Source organism: Streptomyces sp. NPDC002698 (assembly GCF_042888945.1).
In the GTDB taxonomy this organism is placed as follows: Bacteria; Actinomycetota; Actinomycetes; order Streptomycetales; family Streptomycetaceae; genus Streptomyces.
In genome coordinates, this window is the sequence record NZ_JBIAQM010000006.1 from 131,328 (window position 1) to 149,159 (window position 17,832).

At 71.0% G+C, this 17,832-nt stretch carries 14 protein-coding genes and 1 pseudogene; 2 read left to right on the forward strand and 13 right to left on the reverse strand.

Annotated features, from left to right (window positions below; genetic code table 11):
• Positions 1-587: 587 nt before the first annotated feature.
• From ACFYW9_RS11525 to bldG, 5 genes are all read right to left on the reverse strand, one after another.
• Complete coding sequence (locus ACFYW9_RS11525) at positions 588-2,117, reverse strand: methyltransferase (protein WP_389147878.1); 1,530 nt, start codon at positions 2,115-2,117, stop codon at positions 588-590.
• Positions 2,118-2,289: 172 nt separating this feature from the next.
• Positions 2,290-2,886, reverse strand: coding sequence for a small secreted protein (locus ACFYW9_RS11530; RefSeq protein ID WP_389147881.1), 597 nt, complete (start codon positions 2,884-2,886; stop codon positions 2,290-2,292).
• 230 nt (positions 2,887-3,116) lie between these two features.
• Positions 3,117-5,525 carry a sodium-translocating pyrophosphatase gene (locus ACFYW9_RS11535; RefSeq protein ID WP_351866409.1) on the reverse strand — a complete coding sequence of 803 codons (2,409 nt, stop codon included), beginning with the start codon at positions 5,523-5,525 and terminating at the stop codon, positions 3,117-3,119.
• 350 nt (positions 5,526-5,875) lie between these two features.
• Positions 5,876-6,301, reverse strand: coding sequence for an ATP-binding protein (locus ACFYW9_RS11540; protein ID WP_326786415.1), 426 nt, complete (start codon positions 6,299-6,301; stop codon positions 5,876-5,878).
• 99 nt (positions 6,302-6,400) lie between these two features.
• On the reverse strand, positions 6,401-6,754 hold the full coding sequence (gene bldG / locus ACFYW9_RS11545; RefSeq protein ID WP_037625427.1) for an anti-sigma factor antagonist BldG: 354 nt from the start codon (positions 6,752-6,754) through the stop codon (positions 6,401-6,403).
• An 80-nt stretch (positions 6,755-6,834) separates the two neighbouring features.
• Between bldG and ACFYW9_RS11550 the strand changes: the two genes are divergently transcribed.
• Positions 6,835-9,375 carry a DEAD/DEAH box helicase gene (locus ACFYW9_RS11550; protein ID WP_389147885.1) on the forward strand — a complete coding sequence of 847 codons (2,541 nt, stop codon included), beginning with the start codon at positions 6,835-6,837 and terminating at the stop codon, positions 9,373-9,375.
• A 207-nt stretch (positions 9,376-9,582) separates the two neighbouring features.
• Here ACFYW9_RS11550 and ACFYW9_RS11555 read toward each other — a convergent pair.
• The 7 genes and pseudogenes from ACFYW9_RS11555 to ssd all read right to left on the reverse strand — a co-directional run.
• Positions 9,583-10,014, reverse strand: a pseudogene (locus ACFYW9_RS11555) (Rv3654c family TadE-like protein); the annotation flags it as partial.
• Positions 10,011-10,394: a TadE family type IV pilus minor pilin gene (locus tag ACFYW9_RS11560; protein WP_389148317.1), complete on the reverse strand. Its 384-nt coding sequence runs from the start codon at positions 10,392-10,394 to the stop codon at positions 10,011-10,013. The pseudogene ACFYW9_RS11555 and the gene ACFYW9_RS11560, both read right to left, overlap by 4 nt.
• Positions 10,395-10,467: 73 nt before the next feature.
• The gene (locus ACFYW9_RS11565) at positions 10,468-10,653 is read right to left on the reverse strand and encodes a DUF4244 domain-containing protein (RefSeq protein ID WP_389148320.1); all 186 of its coding nucleotides are present in this window, start codon (positions 10,651-10,653) and stop codon (positions 10,468-10,470) included.
• 153 nt (positions 10,654-10,806) lie between these two features.
• Positions 10,807-11,589, reverse strand: coding sequence for a type II secretion system F family protein (locus ACFYW9_RS11570; protein WP_389147888.1), 783 nt, complete (start codon positions 11,587-11,589; stop codon positions 10,807-10,809).
• Entirely contained in the window at positions 11,586-12,443 is an 858-nt protein-coding gene (locus ACFYW9_RS11575; protein ID WP_389147891.1) for a type II secretion system F family protein, read from the reverse strand. The genes ACFYW9_RS11570 and ACFYW9_RS11575 overlap by 4 nt, the downstream gene beginning before the upstream one ends.
• A gap of 1 nt (position 12,444) precedes the next feature.
• Positions 12,445-13,800 (reverse strand): TadA family conjugal transfer-associated ATPase, encoded by a 1,356-nt coding sequence (locus tag ACFYW9_RS11580; RefSeq protein WP_389147894.1) that lies wholly within the window; start codon positions 13,798-13,800, stop codon positions 12,445-12,447.
• A 254-nt stretch (positions 13,801-14,054) separates the two neighbouring features.
• Positions 14,055-15,149: a septum site-determining protein Ssd gene (ssd, locus tag ACFYW9_RS11585; RefSeq protein WP_389147897.1), complete on the reverse strand. Its 1,095-nt coding sequence runs from the start codon at positions 15,147-15,149 to the stop codon at positions 14,055-14,057.
• 571 nt (positions 15,150-15,720) lie between these two features.
• On the opposite strand from ssd, the gene ACFYW9_RS11590 reads away from it, so the two are divergent.
• Positions 15,721-16,554, forward strand: coding sequence for an HAD-IB family hydrolase (locus ACFYW9_RS11590; protein ID WP_351866428.1), 834 nt, complete (start codon positions 15,721-15,723; stop codon positions 16,552-16,554).
• A 367-nt stretch (positions 16,555-16,921) separates the two neighbouring features.
• Here the strand turns inward: ACFYW9_RS11590 and ACFYW9_RS11595 are convergent, their stop codons facing one another.
• Entirely contained in the window at positions 16,922-17,746 is an 825-nt protein-coding gene (locus ACFYW9_RS11595) for an oxidoreductase (protein ID WP_389147901.1), read from the reverse strand.
• Positions 17,747-17,832: the final 86 nt, after the last annotated feature.

The following is a 17,832-nucleotide window of genomic DNA, read 5'->3' on the forward strand; positions in this document are numbered from 1 at the left end:
TCCCGTCCCCCGCTACGCCCACGCCACAGCGCCTCGAAATGGACAGGGCGGAGCCCGGGGCCGGGAAAGGGCTGCATGAGCGGACGGGAAGGACAGCCACGGGTGCTGCCGCAGGCACCGGCGCTGGGGCTGGGGGCTCGGGCTGGGGGCTGAGGGCTGGGGGCTGGGGGCTGAGGGCTGAGGGCTGAGGGCTGGGGGCTGAGGGCTGGGGGCTGGGGGCTGGGGGCTGGGGGCTGGGGGCTGGGGGCTGGGGGCTGAACGGAAGCATCCGCCGTCCATCGGATGTTGGCCGGTTTCACCTCCCGGAAGATCCCGATCGGGTGTCCGTCCGAGCGCGACCAGCGGCGGCGCGAGCGGACGCCGGACCTCCCGGGCCGGCCCCACGCCTCCTGCCGCCCCCGGCAGGAGGTAACCGGAGGACCGGACGGGAGAGGCCGGAAAGCCGGACGGAAGAGACAGGGGGATCGAACCGGAGAAGCCGGAGGACCGGAGAGACCGGGGGACCGGGGGGACCTGAGAAGCCTGAGTGCCTGAGAAGGCACGTCGGCACCCCTGCCCGCCTCCTCCGCCCGCCCCGGCATCACCAGCTACTCGACCGGCTCCAGGAATCCCTGCTCGACCAGCAGGCGGATCTGTGCGGGCGTCCGGTCTCGCAGCAACACCGGATCCTCGCCGACCAGTTGGGCGATGGCGTCGAGGATCCGCCCCGCGCTCAGCGTGCCGTCGCACACGCCGGCGAAGCCCGCGCCGACCGTGTCCACCTTGGTGGCCCTGCGCATTCCCCGGTGCTGGCGCAGCACCACGTGCTCCGGGTCCTCGGCGCCGGGCAGTCCGACCTGCTCCTGCACGACCTCCGCCACCAGTCTGAAGTGACCGGCGAGCAGACCCGCGTCGTCGTGCCGTCTCAGATAGTCGACCCGGTCGAAGTGCTCACGTACGGCATCGCCGAGGGGCTGCTCGACGGAGTGCGGCCACTCCTCGACCGTGATCGAGGGCTCGGCCGCCGCCGTCCTGCGCAGGGTGATCCATCCGAAGCCGACAGCCTTCACCTTGCGGGCCTCGAACTCGTCGAGCCACGCGTCGTACCGCGCCTGGTAGTCGGCCGGGTCGGCCCGGTGGTCGCCCGAGTCGCGCAGCCACAGCTCCGCGTACTGCGTGACGTCCTGCACCTCGCGCTGCACGATCCACGCGTCGCAGCCGCGCGGCACCCACGAACGCAGCCGGTCCTGCCAGTCCTCGCCCTCCACGTGCTGCCAGTTGGCCAGGAACTGGGCGTACCCCCCTTCGTTCAGCCGGTCCCCCGCCTCCTGAACGAGCGTGCGGCACAGATCGTCCCCGCCCATCCCTCCGTCGCGGTACGTCAGCCGGGCGCCCGGCGAGATCACGAAGGGCGGGTTCGAGACGATCAGGTCGTACGTCTCGTCGGCTCGGACCGGCTCGAAGAGGGAGCCCTGACGCAGGTCGGCGGCCGGGGCTCCGGAGAGCGCGAGGGTGAGCGCGGCGATGTGCAGGGCGCGGGGGTTCAGATCGGTCGCCGTCACGCGTGTGGCGTGCTGCGCGACGTGCAGGGCCTGGATCCCGGAGCCGGTGCCGAGATCGAGCGCGGAGTCGACGGGTGTGCGCACGGTGATGCCGGCGAGGGTCGTGGAGGCCCCTCCCACTCCGAGGACGACACCTTCCTCCCGGCTGCCGATGCCGCCCGCGCCGCCGACGGCGCATCCGAGGTCGGACACGATGAACCAGTCCTCGCCACCGGGCCCGCCGTAAGGCCGGATGTCGACGCTCGCCGCGACCTCGTCCCCGCCCGTCCGGATCAGCCAGCCGCGTTCCAGGGCGTCCTCGACGGGCAGCACGTCCGCCACCCGCGCGTACGGCACGGGCTGCTGCAGCAGGAACAGCCGAACGAGCGTCTCCAGCGGTGTGTCCCCGCGGGTCGCCCGGAGGGCGGGCACGGTCTCACTGCGTGCCAGGGCCGCGTACGCGGGGGCGCCGAGCAGGTCGAGGAGACCGTCCGCGGTGAAGGAGGCGCCCAGAAGCGCGCTCCGCAGCCGGGCGGTGACGTCGGCACGATCGGACGAGGGCAACGGTGACAGGCTGGTGTGACTCACGCCTCCCATTGTGTCCGCTATCGCCTACGGGCACCCACACCTGTGGACGGAGCCTCCCCTGTGGACAGAGCCTCCCCGCGGACCGGGCTTCCCCTGTGGACAGCGAGCGCGGCACGGGCGGCACAGGCCGAGAGCCCGGCGCGCCTGCGTACCGGGCTCTCCTTCGATCCTGCGGACGGCCTCAGCCGTTGGCGGCCCCCGGCGACCCGGACGCCGACTTGCAGCTCTCCTGCTGCGCCATCGCCTTGCCCACGTCACCCTCCTCCAGCTTCTTCAGGGCGTCGCTCCCGCTCTGGCTCAGTTGGCCGAGCTGGGTCGCGATGCCCTTGAGACCCTCGGCGAACTTGGCCTGGTCCTTGGTGTCGAGCTTGGCGACCTGCGTCTTCAGGCCGGCGTACGACGTGGAGATGTCGTTGAGCTCCTTGACCGCGTTGGCCTGCTTCGTCTTGCCGTCCTCGACGTCCGGCGGTCCCGCGTTGGAGACGGCGGTGCCGATCGCCTTGTAGGCGTCGGACATGTCCTGGAAAGCCTGCGCGTCGGTCTTCTGGACGGCCTCCGGCGTGCTGTTGTCCGAGGTCTGCTTCTGGATCGCGGCGTTCGCCTCCTCGATCTTCTGCGCCTGCGGCTTCACCGCGTCGCAGACCTGCTTCGCCCAGGAGTTCAGCTTGTCGTTGCCGCTGTCCTCGCTGCTGCCGCATCCCGACAGCGCGAGCACCAGTACCGCACCGCCGGACAGTGCGGCCGCGAGCTTCTTGTTCACCGGTTTGGTCCCTTCCATGGCCCTCGGCCCCGGAACATACACGCCATGTGGGCGACACCCGTATGGCGAATGTCCACTAAGGCAGCTTTTGAAGCCGTTTGCACCAAGCGAGAGAAGGCTCACGACAGCGGCGTGAACACACACAGGGCGGGTGCACGGCACGTCAACACGCGCTGTGCACCCGCCCGTTGGTTCACTCCCCGACCCGGCACTCATTTCCGTGCCGGATCAGGCGTGCGACCCGGGAGCTACGAAACCACCGCCGGATCGGCCGACTTGGCGACCCCTTCGTCGTTGTCCTCCTCGTCGCCCATGGCGATGCCGCGCCGCTTGGAGACGTACACGGAGCCCACGATCACGATGAACGCGAGGACGGCGATGAACACCCGTGCGCCGACGTTCTTGTCGTCGCCGAACGAGAACTTGACGATCGCCGGAGCGATCAGCAGCGACACCAGGTTCATGACCTTGAGCAGCGGGTTGATGGCGGGGCCCGCCGTGTCCTTGAACGGGTCACCGACGGTGTCACCGATCACCGTCGCCTCGTGGGCCTCACTGCCCTTGCCGCCGTGGTGGCCGTCCTCGACGAGCTTCTTCGCGTTGTCCCACGCGCCACCGGAGTTGGCGAGGAAGACCGCCATCAGCGTGCCGGTGCCGATCGCACCCGCGAGGAACGAACCGAGCGCGCCGACGCCGAGCGTGAACCCGATCGCGATCGGCGTGAGCACCGCGAGCAGACCCGGTGTGGCGAGTTCGCGCAGCGCGTCCTTGGTGCAGATGTCGACGACGCGTCCGTACTCGGGTTTCTCGGAGTAGTCCATGATCCCGGGATGCTCGCGGAACTGCCGCCGCACCTCGTAGACCACCGCCCCAGCGGACCGCGACACCGCGTTGATCGCCAGCCCCGAGAAGAGGAAGACGACCGCGGCGCCCGCGATGAGACCCACCAGGTTGTTGGGCTGAGAGATGTCCATCATCAGGTTCATCGGCGCGCCCGGTCCGGAGACCTTCTCGCCCACGTCGCTCGCGGCCGTGGTGATCGCGTCACGGTACGAGCCGAAGAGGGCCGAGGCCGCGAGCACGGCGGTGGCGATGGCGATGCCCTTGGTGATGGCCTTGGTGGTGTTGCCGACGGCGTCCAGGTCGGTGAGCACCTGCGCGCCCGCGCCCTCGACGTCGCCGGACATCTCGGCGATGCCCTGCGCGTTGTCGGAGACGGGACCGAAGGTGTCCATCGCGACGATGACACCGACCGTGGTGAGCAGGCCTGTTCCGGCGAGCGCCACGGCGAACAGCGCCAGCATGATCGACGTACCGCCCAGCAGGAACGCCCCGTACACGCCGAGGCCGATCAACAGGGCGGTGTAGACGGCCGATTCGAGACCGATGGAGATGCCGGCGAGGACGACGGTGGCCGCGCCGGTGAGTGAACTCTTGCCGATGTCCCGGACGGGACGGCGAGTGGTCTCGGTGAAGTAGCCGGTCAACTGCTGGATGAGCGCGGCCAGCACGATGCCGATCGCGACGGCGATCACCGCGAGGACCCGCGGATCACCGCCCTTGGCCTTGATCGCCGCGTCCGTGACCCCGTCCAGTTCGGCGTAGGTCCCCGGAAGGTAGATGTAGACGGCGAGGGCGACCAGTACGAGCGAGATCACCGCGGAGATGAAGAACCCGCGGTTGATCGCGGACATACCACTGCGGTCGGACCGCCGGGGCGCCACCGCGAAGATGCCGATCATCGCGGTGAGTACGCCGATGGCGGGGACGATCAGCGGGAACGCGAGCCCGGCGTCGCCGAACGCCACCTTGCCGAGGATCAGCGCGGCGACGAGCGTGACGGCGTACGACTCGAAGAGGTCCGCGGCCATACCGGCGCAGTCGCCCACGTTGTCGCCCACGTTGTCGGCGATGGTCGCGGCGTTGCGCGGGTCGTCCTCGGGGATGCCCTGCTCGACCTTGCCGACCAGGTCGGCCCCGACGTCGGCGGCCTTGGTGAAGATGCCGCCGCCGACACGCATGAACATGGCGATCAGTGCCGCGCCGAGACCGAAGCCTTCAAGGACCTTCGGCGCGTCGGCCGCGTACACGAGCACCACACAGGAGGCGCCCAGCAGACCGAGCCCCACCGTGAACATGCCGACTACGCCGCCGGTGCGGAAAGCGATCTTCATGGCTTTGTGCGAGACGGCGGTGAGATCCTTTTCGGGCTCACCCTCCGCCGGGGTCGCTTCCCGTGCGGCCGCGGCCACGCGGACATTGCTCCGTACGGCGAGCCACATACCGATATAGCCGGTGGTCGCCGAGAACGCCGCGCCGATCAGGAAGAAGATCGACCGTCCGGCGCGCTGATTCCAGTCGTCCGCGGGAAGCAGCATGAGCAGGAAGAACACCACGACGGCGAATACGCCGAGCGTGCGCATCTGACGCCCCAGGTAGGCATTCGCGCCTTCCTGGATCGCCGTCGCGATCTTCTTCATGCTGTCGGTGCCCTCGCCGGCCGCGAGAACCTGGCGCACCAGGATCCCGGCGACCACGAGCGCTGCCACGGCGACGACCGCGATGACCGTCACGATGAGACGGTTGCCGTCCGTCAGAACCGCGGCTGCGAAGGTTGTGGGGTGGTCAAACTGATGAGGGGTAGAAAGCCCCGCCATTCGTCCTCCTTGACGCTTGGGCTGAGCTCAAGATGTGGACGGATTCTAGGTACCGGAACCTGATCAAAACAGTCCGCGGTAAGCGGAATTAATCTTCACTTGCTCTTCAGCAAATGATCGACAGGCGTCTACGAACCCAAATGCAGTAATGCCCCAGAAGCGTTGACGCTTGATCCAATTATCGCGCGAATGATCGTGAATCAATTCACGAAACGCCGTACGCGATCACCGGAGTAAATGATCACCATATGGGTGAGCGAGCGCTGCCGGACATACCCCGGCCTGCCCCGGACATGCCGAAGGGCCCCACCGAGTAGGGCCCTTCGGGACGAATTAAAGAGGGACGGCTGTCAGGAAAGAGCCACGGCCGGCGGCGTGGTGGGCCAGCTCATCCTGATCAGTCCGCCGTGCTCTCCGGCGATGACTTCCACGTCGTCGACGAGGCCGCTGATGACCGCGAGGCCCATCTCGTCCTCCTCGACCTCCGCGTCCGAGGCGGCGCCGGATGCCCCTCCGGGCACCGAACCCGGCGCCTCGTCACCGACCTCGATGGAGAACTGCTTCTCCTCCTCGATCAGCGTCACCTGCACCGGCGCCGCGATTCCGCCGCTCTGGTGCAGTCCGACGGCACGAGTACAGGCCTCGCCGACGGCGAGCCTGACCTCGTCGAGGACGGCCTCGTCCACTCCGGCCCTGCGCGCCACCGCTGCCGCCACCAGTCGGGCGGTCCTGACGTGCTCGGGCAGCGCGCTGAAGCGGAGTTCAACGGTGGCCATGCATCCCCCTCTGAACTACGGGCGTGCTGTCTGGGGGCCGGGCCGTGGGCCCGGTCCCCATGTGTGCGATGCCGGGCCCACGACCCGGGAGACCGGTCGTCAGTCGGTCGCGTTGACCGCCTCGTCCACCGAGGTGTGGATCGGGAACACCTTGGTGAGACCGGTAATACGGAAGATCTTCAGAATGCGCTCCTGGTTGCAGACCAGACGCAGCGAGCCCTCATGGGCCCGGACACGCTTCAGGCCGCCCACCAGCACGCCGAGACCGGTGGAGTCGAGGAAGTCCACGCCCTCCATGTCGACGACGAGGTGGAAACTGCCGTCGTTCACCAGCTCGACCAGCTGCTCTCGCAGCTTGGGCGCGGTATATACATCGATTTCGCCGCCGACCTCGACGACCGTACGGTCGCCATTAGGGCCGGACACATTGCGAGTCGACAGGGACAGGTCCACGGATCCTCCAGCACCTTGCTATCGAGCGGTCGCCCCATGGGACACCTCGGCAGAGCCCCCGGGACGGTTCGCCAGCCGCGATGGCATTCAATCACTTACCGGCAGGCGTGCACGACGCCTTGGGCCCATTGTCCGTCACGCCAGTGACACACTCGATGCCGATGGCCAAGAATCACCGATCCGATCGTTCCACGGCGGACACCGCTTCCCGCCCCTCGCCGAGCACCGTCCTGGACCGGCTCGCCTCGGGGCCGAGCCGGGCTTCGCGCATCACTCATACGGAGCACTTGCCCCCGCGAGAGGGTCGCCATGCCGTCTGGCCCGACCGGATCCGTCCGGAGGTCATCGCCGCGGTGCAGGCCTCGGGCATCGAACACCCCTGGGCCCACCAGGCACGCGTCGCCGAGCACGCCCTGGACGGCGAGTCGGTGATCGTCGCCACCGGCACCGCCTCCGGCAAGTCCCTGGCCTACCTCGCCCCGGTCCTGACGGCCCTCCTGGAGGGCTCCGAGGCCCCGAACGGCCGGGGCGCCACCGCCCTCTACCTGGCTCCCACCAAGGCCCTGGCGGCAGACCAGCGCCGCTCGGTGAAGGAACTTTCACAACCGCTGGGCAATGCCGTACGCCCAGCCGTGTACGACGGCGACACACCCTTCGAGGAACGCGAATGGGTACGCCAGTACGCCAACTACGTCCTGACCAACCCCGACATGCTGCACCGCGGGATCCTGCCCTCCCACCCCCGCTGGTCCTCCTTCCTGCGCGCCCTGCGCTACGTCGTCATCGACGAGTGCCACACCTACCGCGGCGTCTTCGGCTCCCACGTCGCCCAGGTACTGCGCCGTCTGCGCCGCATCTGCGCCCGCTACGGCGCCTCCCCCGTCTTCCTGCTGGCCTCCGCGACCGCCGCCGAACCCTCGGTCGCGGCGCGGCGCCTGACCGGCCTCCCCGTCGTCGAGGTCGCCGACGACGCCTCCCCGCGAGGGGAACTCGTGTTCGCCCTGTGGGAGCCCCCTCTCACCGAACTGCACGGCGAGAAAGGTGCACCCGTCCGGCGCACCGCCACCGCCGAAACGGCCGATCTCCTGACCGACCTCACCGTCCAGGGCATGCGCTCGATCTCCTTCGTACGGTCCCGGCGTGGCGCCGAGCTGATCGCGCTCATCGCCCAGGAACGCCTCACCGAGATCGACCGCTCGCTGGCCCGGCGCGTCGCCGCCTATCGCGGCGGCTACCTCCCCGAGGAACGCCGTGCCCTGGAGGCCGCGCTGCACTCCGGAGAGCTCCTCGGCCTCGCCGCCACCACCGCCCTCGAACTCGGCGTCGACATCTCCGGCCTCGACGCCGTCGTCATCTCCGGCTACCCGGGCACCCGCGCCTCCCTCTGGCAACAGGCCGGCCGCGCGGGCCGGTCCGGCGAAGGCGCGCTGGCGATCCTGGTCGCCCGCGACGACCCACTGGACACCTTCCTCGTCCATCACCCCGAGGCCCTGTTCGACCAACCGGTGGAATCCACGGTCCTCGACCCGGACAACCCCTACGTCCTGGCCCCGCACCTGTGCGCCGCCGCCTCCGAGATCCCGCTCACGGACGAGGACTTGGAACTCTTCGGCCCCGCCGCCGCCGGACTGCTGCCGCAGCTCGAGGCCGCCAAGCTGCTGCGCCGCCGGGCCACGGCCTGGCACTGGACGCGCCGGGAACGGGCCGTCGACCTGACGGACATCCGCGGGGGCGGCGGCAGCCCGGTACAGGTCGTCGAGGACGGAACCGGCCGCCTGCTCGGCACGGTCGACGAGGGCGCCGCGCACACGGCGGTCCACGAGGGCGCGGTCCATCTGCACCAGGGCCGTACGTACCTGGTGCGCAAGCTGGACCTGGAGGACTCGGTCGCACTGGTCGAGGAGGCCAGCCCGCCGTATTCGACGGTCGCCCGCGACACGACCACCATCGCCGTCCTCGAGACCGATGTCGAAGTCCCCTGGGGTGACGGCCGGTTGTGCTACGGCTCCGTGGAAGTCACCAACCAGGTCGTCTCCTTCCTGCGCCGACGTGTCATCACCGGTGAAGTGCTCGGCGAGACCAAACTCGACCTCCCTCCCCGTACGCTCCGTACCCGTGCCGTCTGGTGGACGGTCACCGAGGACCAGCTGGACGCGGCCCGGATCAACCCGGAGATCCTCGGCGGCACCCTGCACGCCGCCGAGCACGCCTCGATCGGCATGCTGCCGCTGTTCGCCACCTGCGACCGATGGGACATCGGCGGCGTCTCCGTCCCGCTCCACCCGGACACGCTGCTGCCCACCGTCTTCGTGTACGACGGCCACCCGGGCGGCGCCGGATTCGCCGAGCGGGCCTTCCACACCGCCCGCTCCTGGCTCACGGCCACCCGCCAGGCCATCGCCTCGTGCGAGTGCGACGCCGGATGCCCCTCCTGCATCCAGTCCCCCAAATGCGGGAACGGCAACGATCCACTCCACAAGCGAGGCGCCGTACGCCTGCTCACGGAACTCCTGCGAGCGGCACCCGAGGAACCCGCTCCGAAGGAGCCCGGCCGGAAGGAGTCGGGTCAGCAGGAATCGGGGCAGCAGGAGTCGGGCCCCAAAGAGCCGCGTACGCGGTAGTCCGTTCGGGGAGTCACGGCGGCATGCGCGGGGACGGAGGACCGGAAGAGTGAAAGTCGGAGGCCTCAGGGCTGAACGGGTGAACGTCCGGCGCGTGACGGCCAGGGGCAGGGTTCGGCGGAGTGAGGGCGGGGCGCCCTGAGGGTAGTGAGGGCGGGGGCGCCCTGAGGGTTCTGAGGGACCCTTGGGCCCCACAGTCTCCACAGGCCCCGGAGAACCGTCAGAACCCGGAGATCCCGGTGGCCCCGCCCTCGATCTGACCTCGGCGGTGATCGGTCCGGTTCCGGACGAGGCCGTCACGTCCGAGATCTGGCCCTCGACCGCGCACCGCACGAGCCGGGCGCTCTGTGCCCGGGCCACACGGTCGGCGCGGGCGCAGGCCGCCGCGCCGCCGTCGCTCCAGTGATCCGCCGCGGCGAGGGCCGCCAGGTCCGCGGCTCCCGCCGCCCGGTGCCGCACCACGACGGCCTGCCCCATCGACAGCACCGCTCCGAAGACGGCACACAGCACAGCGATCGCCCCCACCGTCCACACCGTCGCCGATCCCTTGTCGGGAGACGCACACCACCGCCCGCGGCAGCCCCTCCCAACGGTTGCCCACACCCGTCGCCGGTTCCGCCGGCGACTTCGGCTCCTCATCTCCCGTCCACCCCCACAGCCGTATCCCCCGCGTCCGTGTCCCCCACCGTCTCCTCCGCCAGCGCCACCGCCTCGTCCTTCAGTTCAAGGGACAGCGCGGCAGGACCGGGTGTCCTCGCGCCGACGGTGACCCGGACCAGATCGCCCTCCCGGCCCACCGTGACCTGCGCCCCGGGCGGGGCCGCGCGACGGGCCGTCGCCAGGACCGTTTCCGCCGGGTCCTGGCGCGCCGCCGACCGAGCGCCCGCCCTCGCCGCGTCCACGCACTGGATCTGCGCGGACGCGGCGAGCAGGGCCCAGACGAGCGCCATGCCGACGAGCACCAGAGAGGGCAGGACCACGGCGGCCTCCGCGGTGACGAATCCACCGTCCCGGCGCAGAGCCGGACCCGCCCTCGACCAGTCCCGGCGCAGAGCCCAGTCCGCCCTCAACCGGCTCTGAATCAAGCGGCGTTCACATCTGGACATTGAGGGCCCGCCCCACGACGCCCTGCAGCTCCTCACCGACCTGCCCGCTCGTCACCACCTTGTAGAGCGCGGCCGCGAAGGCCACCGCCGCGATGACACCCACCGCGTACTCGGACGTGACCATCCCCGCGTCCCTCCGCGCCGCGACGGACGCGAGCATCCAGGCCCGCATCCGCGCACGCCGTTGCCGTTGCCCGTGTCCTCGCTCTCGCCCTCGCTCCAGTCCGAGAACTCGCACCGTCCTGCTCATTCCAACCTCCGTGAGATTCAGCCCTGTCGGGCACTTCGCCGGTTGCCGTTCACCCATCACCACTGCCGCCGTTCCTCACCCCCCGCCCCCTCGCAGCAATCCGCCGGCCAGCCCGATCACCACGGGCAGCACACCGATCGCGAGAAAGGCGGGCAGAAAGCACAGCCCCACCGGGGCGGTGACCATGACGGCCGCCCGGCGCGCCCGCGCCGTCGCGGTGCGCGCCCACTCGGCGCGGGCCTCCGCCGCGAGCCGGGCGACCGGCACGGCCGCCGGCACACCCGACTCGCCCGCCCGTTCCAGCAGTCGCGCCAGCCCCTGAGCGCCCGGAAGCGACGCCAGCCTCCGCCACGCGTCGACCGGTTCACCGCCGAGCCGCACCTCCGCCGCGCCCCGGGCCAGGCGCTCACCCACCGGCCCGCCCAGCGCCTCGCCGACGGCGTGGGCGGCCGCCACCGGGCTCGCCCCGGCCGCGATGCAGGCGCCCACCAAGTCGGCGGCGAGGGGCAGTTGGCGGACGGCCGGCCCCACGTCCGACTCCTCCCGCGGTGCCGGATTCCGCCGGCGGAGCCACCACCGGCCCCCGAAGCCGGCCGCCAGTCCGACCAGGACTCCGACGACGCCGCCGATCAGGACCCAGCCGGCACATCCGACACCCACCACAGGCAGCCACCGTCGGCCGTGGTCCCGCACCTCGTGGCGTGGCGGTGACGGCGCGGGTTCCGGGAGCAGCAACACGGCCAGCCGTCCGCGCACTCGCCTCGCCCGCCGGACCGTACCGAGCCAGCGGGCCGGTGAGCCGATCAGGAGCACTCCGCACACAAGTACCCCCAGCCTGTGGACAACTTCCGCGCTCATGCCGTCTCCGCTCCTCGTACGATCCGCAGCGCCCACCACAGCCCCACGCCCTCCAGCACCCCGCCGACGAGCAGGCAGCCCAGCCCGGGACCGGTGTGCAGCAGCACGTGCAGGGGGTCCGCGCCGAGCGCGGTGCCGAGCAGAAGGCCGAGGACCGGCAGGCCCGCGAGCATGGAGGCCGTCGAGCGCGATCCGGCCAACTGGGCCCGCATGTCGTCTCGTTGATCACGCTCGGCTCGCAGCGCGGCCTCCAGCCGGTCCAGTCCCGCCGCGAGCCCCGCACCCCGGTCCACGGCCACACGCCAGCACGCGGCGAGCCCCACCAGTCCGTCGGCGCCGGGCTGCCGTGCCGCCTCGGTCAGCGCACCCGGTACATCCCCGCCGAATCTCGCCGCGGCCAGTACCAACGGCTGTGCGCCGGCGAGCCCGTCCGAGTCACGTGCGGCCGCGAGCAGCGCCTCACCGGGCTGACGTCCCGCCCTCACCTCACCGGCGAGTGCGCCGCACAGGGCGATCACCGCGTCGCCACGTCGCTCCCGCTCGCGCCGGGCCTCCCCCGCCAGCCGCACCCGGCGCAGCAAGGGCATGCCGGCGGCTCCGAGGAGAAGCGGCAGGACCGACGTGCCCAGTACCGCGATCACCGTTCCCGCCACCAGCGACCAGGCTTCGGTCCGCAGCCGCCCGCGCAGCCGTCGCCAGTCCGCACGGGCCCGCTGCCACAGAGGCGCACCGGTCACCGCCTCACCGCCGGCGAACAGCACCCTGGCTCTGCGCGCGCCCGAGCCGTGCCCGCCGATCAGCCAGGCCGCGATCCCGGCACACGCCATCGCCGCTCCCACGGGCGCGTCCGCCATCTCACCGACCCTCATCCCGCTCCCCGTTCGCATCCCGGCGTCCGGCCCCTGCCGGTACCCCGGCGTCCACAACCTCGGACGGGCTCCCGTACTCCTCCGGTCCGGCGGCACTTCCCCTCCCGAGCCCGATCGGCTCGCGGCATTCCTGGCTTCGACATCCCTGGCTTCCCTCCCGAAGGAGCTCCCTCAGCCGCTCCCACCCCCGCTCGCACGCGAAGGCGTCCTCGCCCCACCGCAGCGCCGGTACCGTCACCACCAGCCCCGACGCGTCGCGTTCCAGCACGTGCACCTCGGCGATCCGGCGCCGTCCGGTCCGGTCCCGCACGAGGTGCAGGACCACGGACAGTGCCGCCGCCAGTTGGCTGTGCAGCGCGGCCCTGTCGAGCCCGGCCGCCGTGCCGAGGGCCTCCAGCCGGGCCGGGACCTGCGCCGCCGCGTTGGCATGAAGAGTTCCCGAACCGCCCTCATGTCCTGTGTTCAGCGCGGCCAGCAGCGAGACGACCTCGGGACCGCGCACCTCGCCGACCACCAGTCGGTCCGGTCTCATCCGCAGGGCCTGCCGGACGAGATCCTGGAGCGAGACGAGGCCGACGCCCTCCTGGTTCGCGGGCCGCCCTTCCAGGCGCACCACATGCGGATGGTCGGGCCGTAGCTCGGCCGAGTCCTCGGCGAGCACGATCCGCTCTCCTGGACCCACGAGTCCCAGCAGCGCGCTCAGCAAGGTCGTCTTGCCCGAGCCCGTGCCTCCGCTGATGAGGAAGGACAGCCGGGCGTCCAGCAGCGCTCTGAGCACCCGGTCCCCGCCGGGCGGCACCGTGCCCGCTGCCACCAACTCGTCGAGGGTGAAGGCGCGTGGCCGTACGACACGCAGGGAGAGGCAGGTGGAGCCGACCGCGACCGGTGGCAGCACCGCGTGCAGACGGGTTCCGTCCGGCAGCCTGGCGTCCACCCAGGGGCGGGCGTCGTCGAGCCGTCGGCCGGCCACCGCCGCGAGGCGCTGCGCGAGGCGTCGTACGGCCGCCGTGCCCGGAAAGGACACGGGGGTCAGCTCCAGGCCGCCGCCGCGGTCCACCCAGACCCGGTCGGGCGCCGACACGAGCACGTCGGTCACCGACGGATCGGCGAGCAGCGGTTCCAGCGGACCGCTGCCGACCAGCTCGGAGCGCAACCGCTCGGCCGCGCCCAGGACTTCGGCGTCCCCGAGCACTCGCCCCTGCTCGCGCAGCGCCTGTGCCACGCGCGCGGGAGTGGGTTCGGATCCGTTCTCGGCCAGCCATTGGCGCACGCCGTCCAGCAGTCCCGCGCCTCCGTCCGGGCCTGCCCCGGGCCCGTCCCACGTCTCCGTTCCCGCGGGCACGAAGCCCGCGGGGCCGCCCCGCGATTCCCTCCGCCGCGAGAGACAGGGCCGGGGTCCGTCCCGCGCGTCGGCTCGTCCGGGCGGATGCGGCCCGGGCCCCTCCCACGTGTCCGTCGGGGCGACCGGAGAAGCCGCGTGCCCCTCCCATGGGTCCGTCCGCACGGACGCGTGGCCCGTGTATGTGCCCTGAGGCCGGGCTCCCGGTCGGCCGTCGATTCCCGCACCGTGGTTCGTGACTCGGGTCGCGTCCCAGCTCATACGCCCCCTCCTTCGACCGGAACCCGCTCCCAGAAGGCCGTGCAGAACCGCGCCAGAGGGCCCTTCGCCGCGCTCCCCGGTGGCGGCCCGCCGTCCATAGGAAAGGACTCCGCCGGCAGTTCGCCCACCAGCGGCAGGTCGAGCAGACGGGCGACCTCGCGGTCGTCGAGGCCCGGCGCGCAGGGTCCGCGGACCACGATCCGCAGATCGCGCAGAACCATGCCGACCGCGGACGCCACCCGTCCGGCCGCCGCGATGGAACGCAGGTCGGCGGGGACCACCAGCAGCCCTATGTCGAGCTGGGCGAGGATCTCGGCGACCCCTTCGTCGATGCGGCGGGGCAGGTCGACGACCACCGCACCACCGCGCCGCCTGGCGGCGGCCAGCACCGCGCGGACCGCCTGCGGGGGAACGGCGACCGCGTCACCCCGGTCCCAGCTCAGAACCCGCAGGGCGTGCAGTCGGGGCAAGGACTCCTCCAGGGCGCCTCCGCCGACCCTGCCGCGGGAGGCCGCGAAAGCCGGCCAGCGCAGCCCTTCGGCCGTCTCTCCGCCGAGGAGTACGTCGAGTCCGCCTCCGAGAGGGTCCGCGTCCACGAGCAGGGTGCGCTTCCCCTCACGCGCCGAGGTGACGGCGAGCGCGCAGGCCAGCGTGGAGGCACCGGCCCCGCCGCGGCCGCCGAGCACGCCCACGGTGAGCGCGGGCCGGCCTACTCCTTCGGCCACATCCGCGATGCGGTCGACGAGCCATTGCTCGCCGTCCGGCAGCACCAGGACGTGATCGGCGCCGATCTCGACGGCCCGCCGCCAGACTCCGGAGTCGTCCTGGTCCCGGCCGACCAGGACGACTCCCCTTCTCCGCGCGGCGCCCCGCACGCGCGGTGCCGCGTCGTCGCCGACCAGGACGAGAGGTGCCGCCTCCCAGCTGCCCCTGCGTTCCGGAATCCCGTGATGGACCTCGGGCCGCGCGCCCGCGGCGGCGCACAGGCGCAACAGGTCGTCGAGGAGGTCGACGTCCTCGGTGACGATCAATGGTCCGCCCTGCCGCCCTTCGGCGGTGGGCGGCCGGTCATGGATGATGGTTCCCGCCACGATCTCCAGCCCCCTTCGCTGCTTCTTGCGCGGGGCCCTCCAGGACCCCGTGAATCCCGCTCGTGTGAAGAGCCGGCGAGCGGCCTCCATATGCACGGCCGATACGAACCGGCCGAACGCGTCCGACAAACGGAACCCGGCCATGAACCGGCCGCGAACGGAGCGCGTGAGAATCACGGTGCAGCGATCCCGGAAATCATGTGGATCTTGGTCGAAAACTGTGGACAACTCAGCGGCTGTGAATATCGCCTTCACGCCTACCGGTGAACGCTCAACGAGTTCCTCAGAGCATCCCGACAACTACGCACAGTGACGGATCGTGGATACGCGAAGAGCGCGGAACCAAGGAGCCGGGAAGGCTCTGGGGCCGCGCAGAAGAGGAGAAAACCCATCCGGACATGCGACGACCCCCGCCGGGGGGGAGAGCGGGGGTCGTCCCCCCGGCCGACTCGGGGGGGGAGGAGTCGGACCGGGTTAGCACGGTCGCGAACGATCCGTGACTTCCATGGTGTACCCGAGAGCCTTCTCAGGCAAACCCACGCGCCTCACCTTACGCCGAATGGTGGGCCCTATGCTCAACCTCGTGGAAAACCACTCCTTGCCTCGCACAGCAGCCTTCTTCGACCTGGACAAGACGGTCATTGCGAAGTCGAGCACGCTCACCTTCAGCAAGTCGTTCTACCAAGGCGGACTGATCAACCGCAGGGCGGCCTTGCGCACCGCGTACATCCAGTTCGTGTTCTTGGCGGGCGGCGCCGACCACGACCAGATGGAGCGGATGCGCAAGTACCTGTCCTCGATGTGCCGCGGCTGGAACGTCCAGCAGGTCAAGGAGATCGTCGCCGAGACCCTGCACGACCTCATCGACCCGATCATCTACGACGAGGCCGCGTCACTCATCGAGCAGCACCACAAGGCCGGTCGCGACGTCGTGATCGTGTCCACGTCCGGCGCCGAGGTCGTGGAGCCGATCGGTGAACTGCTCGGCGCCGACCGGGTCGTGGCGACCCGCATGGTCGTCGGAGAGGACGGCTGCTTCACCGGCGAGGTGGAGTACTACGCCTACGGGCCGACGAAGGCCGAGGCGATCAAGGAGCTGGCCGCCTCCGAGGGGTACGACCTGCCTCGCTGCTACGCCTACAGCGACTCGGCGACCGATCTGCCGATGCTGGAGTCCGTCGGACACCCGCACGCGGTGAATCCGGACCGCGCACTGCGCCGCGAGGCGCTCGCCCGCTCATGGCCGATCCTGGATTTCCACCGCCCGGTCCGGCTGAAGCAACGGCTGCCCGTACTGTCCGTACCCCCTCGCCCCGCTCTCGTGGCGGCGGCCGCGATAGGAGCCGCGGCGGCGACGGCGGGGCTCGTCTGGTACGCCAGCCGGCGCCGCGCGACGGCGGTGTGAACGGTCACGCGCGCGCGGCGACTTCGCTGAAGTCCATTTCTCACCCTTTTGAACCTAAAAGTAAAGAAGTGTGGTCAGGGGTTCCGCTTCCTCCGGACCTGGAGTACAAAGGGTTTAGCGGCCCGCGAGACCAAGGACATCCGCGAGGATCACCTTCAAACGCAACAAGGCCCCACGGACCGAGCATGAACATCGAGCACCCACGCGACGTCGACCCGTCGATTACGGGCCAGCCGCACCAGGTGACGGGCAAAGTTCCCGACCTGATGGGCAATATCTCGAGGACGCTTGGTAACCCGGTGAACATGCCAGCGGCGGTACGAGAACTCGTACCGCCGCAACCCTTTTCCGGGCGATCGGACACCCTCTACGCGGCGCCGCGCTGCAAGGCCTCGCAGACCGCGGCGGACTCCCTGGCGCCCAGCTCGACGGCCCGGCCGCAGTGTGCGATCCAGGCGGCCATGCCGTCCGGGGTACCGGAGACGTAACCGTCCAGGGCCGCGAGATAGGCCGCCCGGCCGAGTTCCGCGTGACCGACCTCCGCCGGACAGATGGACTTCGGATCGAGACCGCTGCCGATCAGGACGATGCGCTCGGCAGCGCGCGCGACCAGTCCGTTGTGGGAGCCGAAGGGGCGCAGGGCGATCAGTTCGCCGTGAACGACGGCCGCCGTGACCAGGGCCGGGGCGGAACCGCCGGCGATGATCAGCCGGGACAGGCCTTCGAGCCGGCCGGCGACCTCGTCCGCGTCCGGCAGCGGCAGCTCCACCAGGGGCTCATCGGCCTTCTCCCCGCTCCGCCTCGGCCGGCCCACCGCGTCACCCCGGTCGGCCGCCGCCACCAGGTGGAGCCGGGCCAGCACGCGCAGGGGCGACTGCCGCCAGATGGACAGGAGCTGGCCCGCCTCGGCGGTCAGCCGCAGAGCGGCGCCGACCGTACGGTCCTCCTCCCCCGCGCTGAAGTCGGTACGCCGGCGCACCTCTTCGAGGGCCCAGTCGGCACCGGACAGCGCCGCGGAACCACGGGCCCCGCGCAACGCCGCCTCGGACGTGATCTCGTTGCCGCGGCGCCGCATGATCCGGTGTCCGTAGACCCGGTCCACAGCCTTGCGCACGGACTCCACGGAATCGGCCACCCCGGGAAGTGAACCGAGGGCCGCGAGCGGATCGGCGGCCGCACCTGTCGTACTCATGAGTACGACATTACGCACCCCGGGCCCGCACCCCACGAAGGAGTGGTCTTCTTCACGCGGCGCGAGCACCTGGAGCGACGATCGCA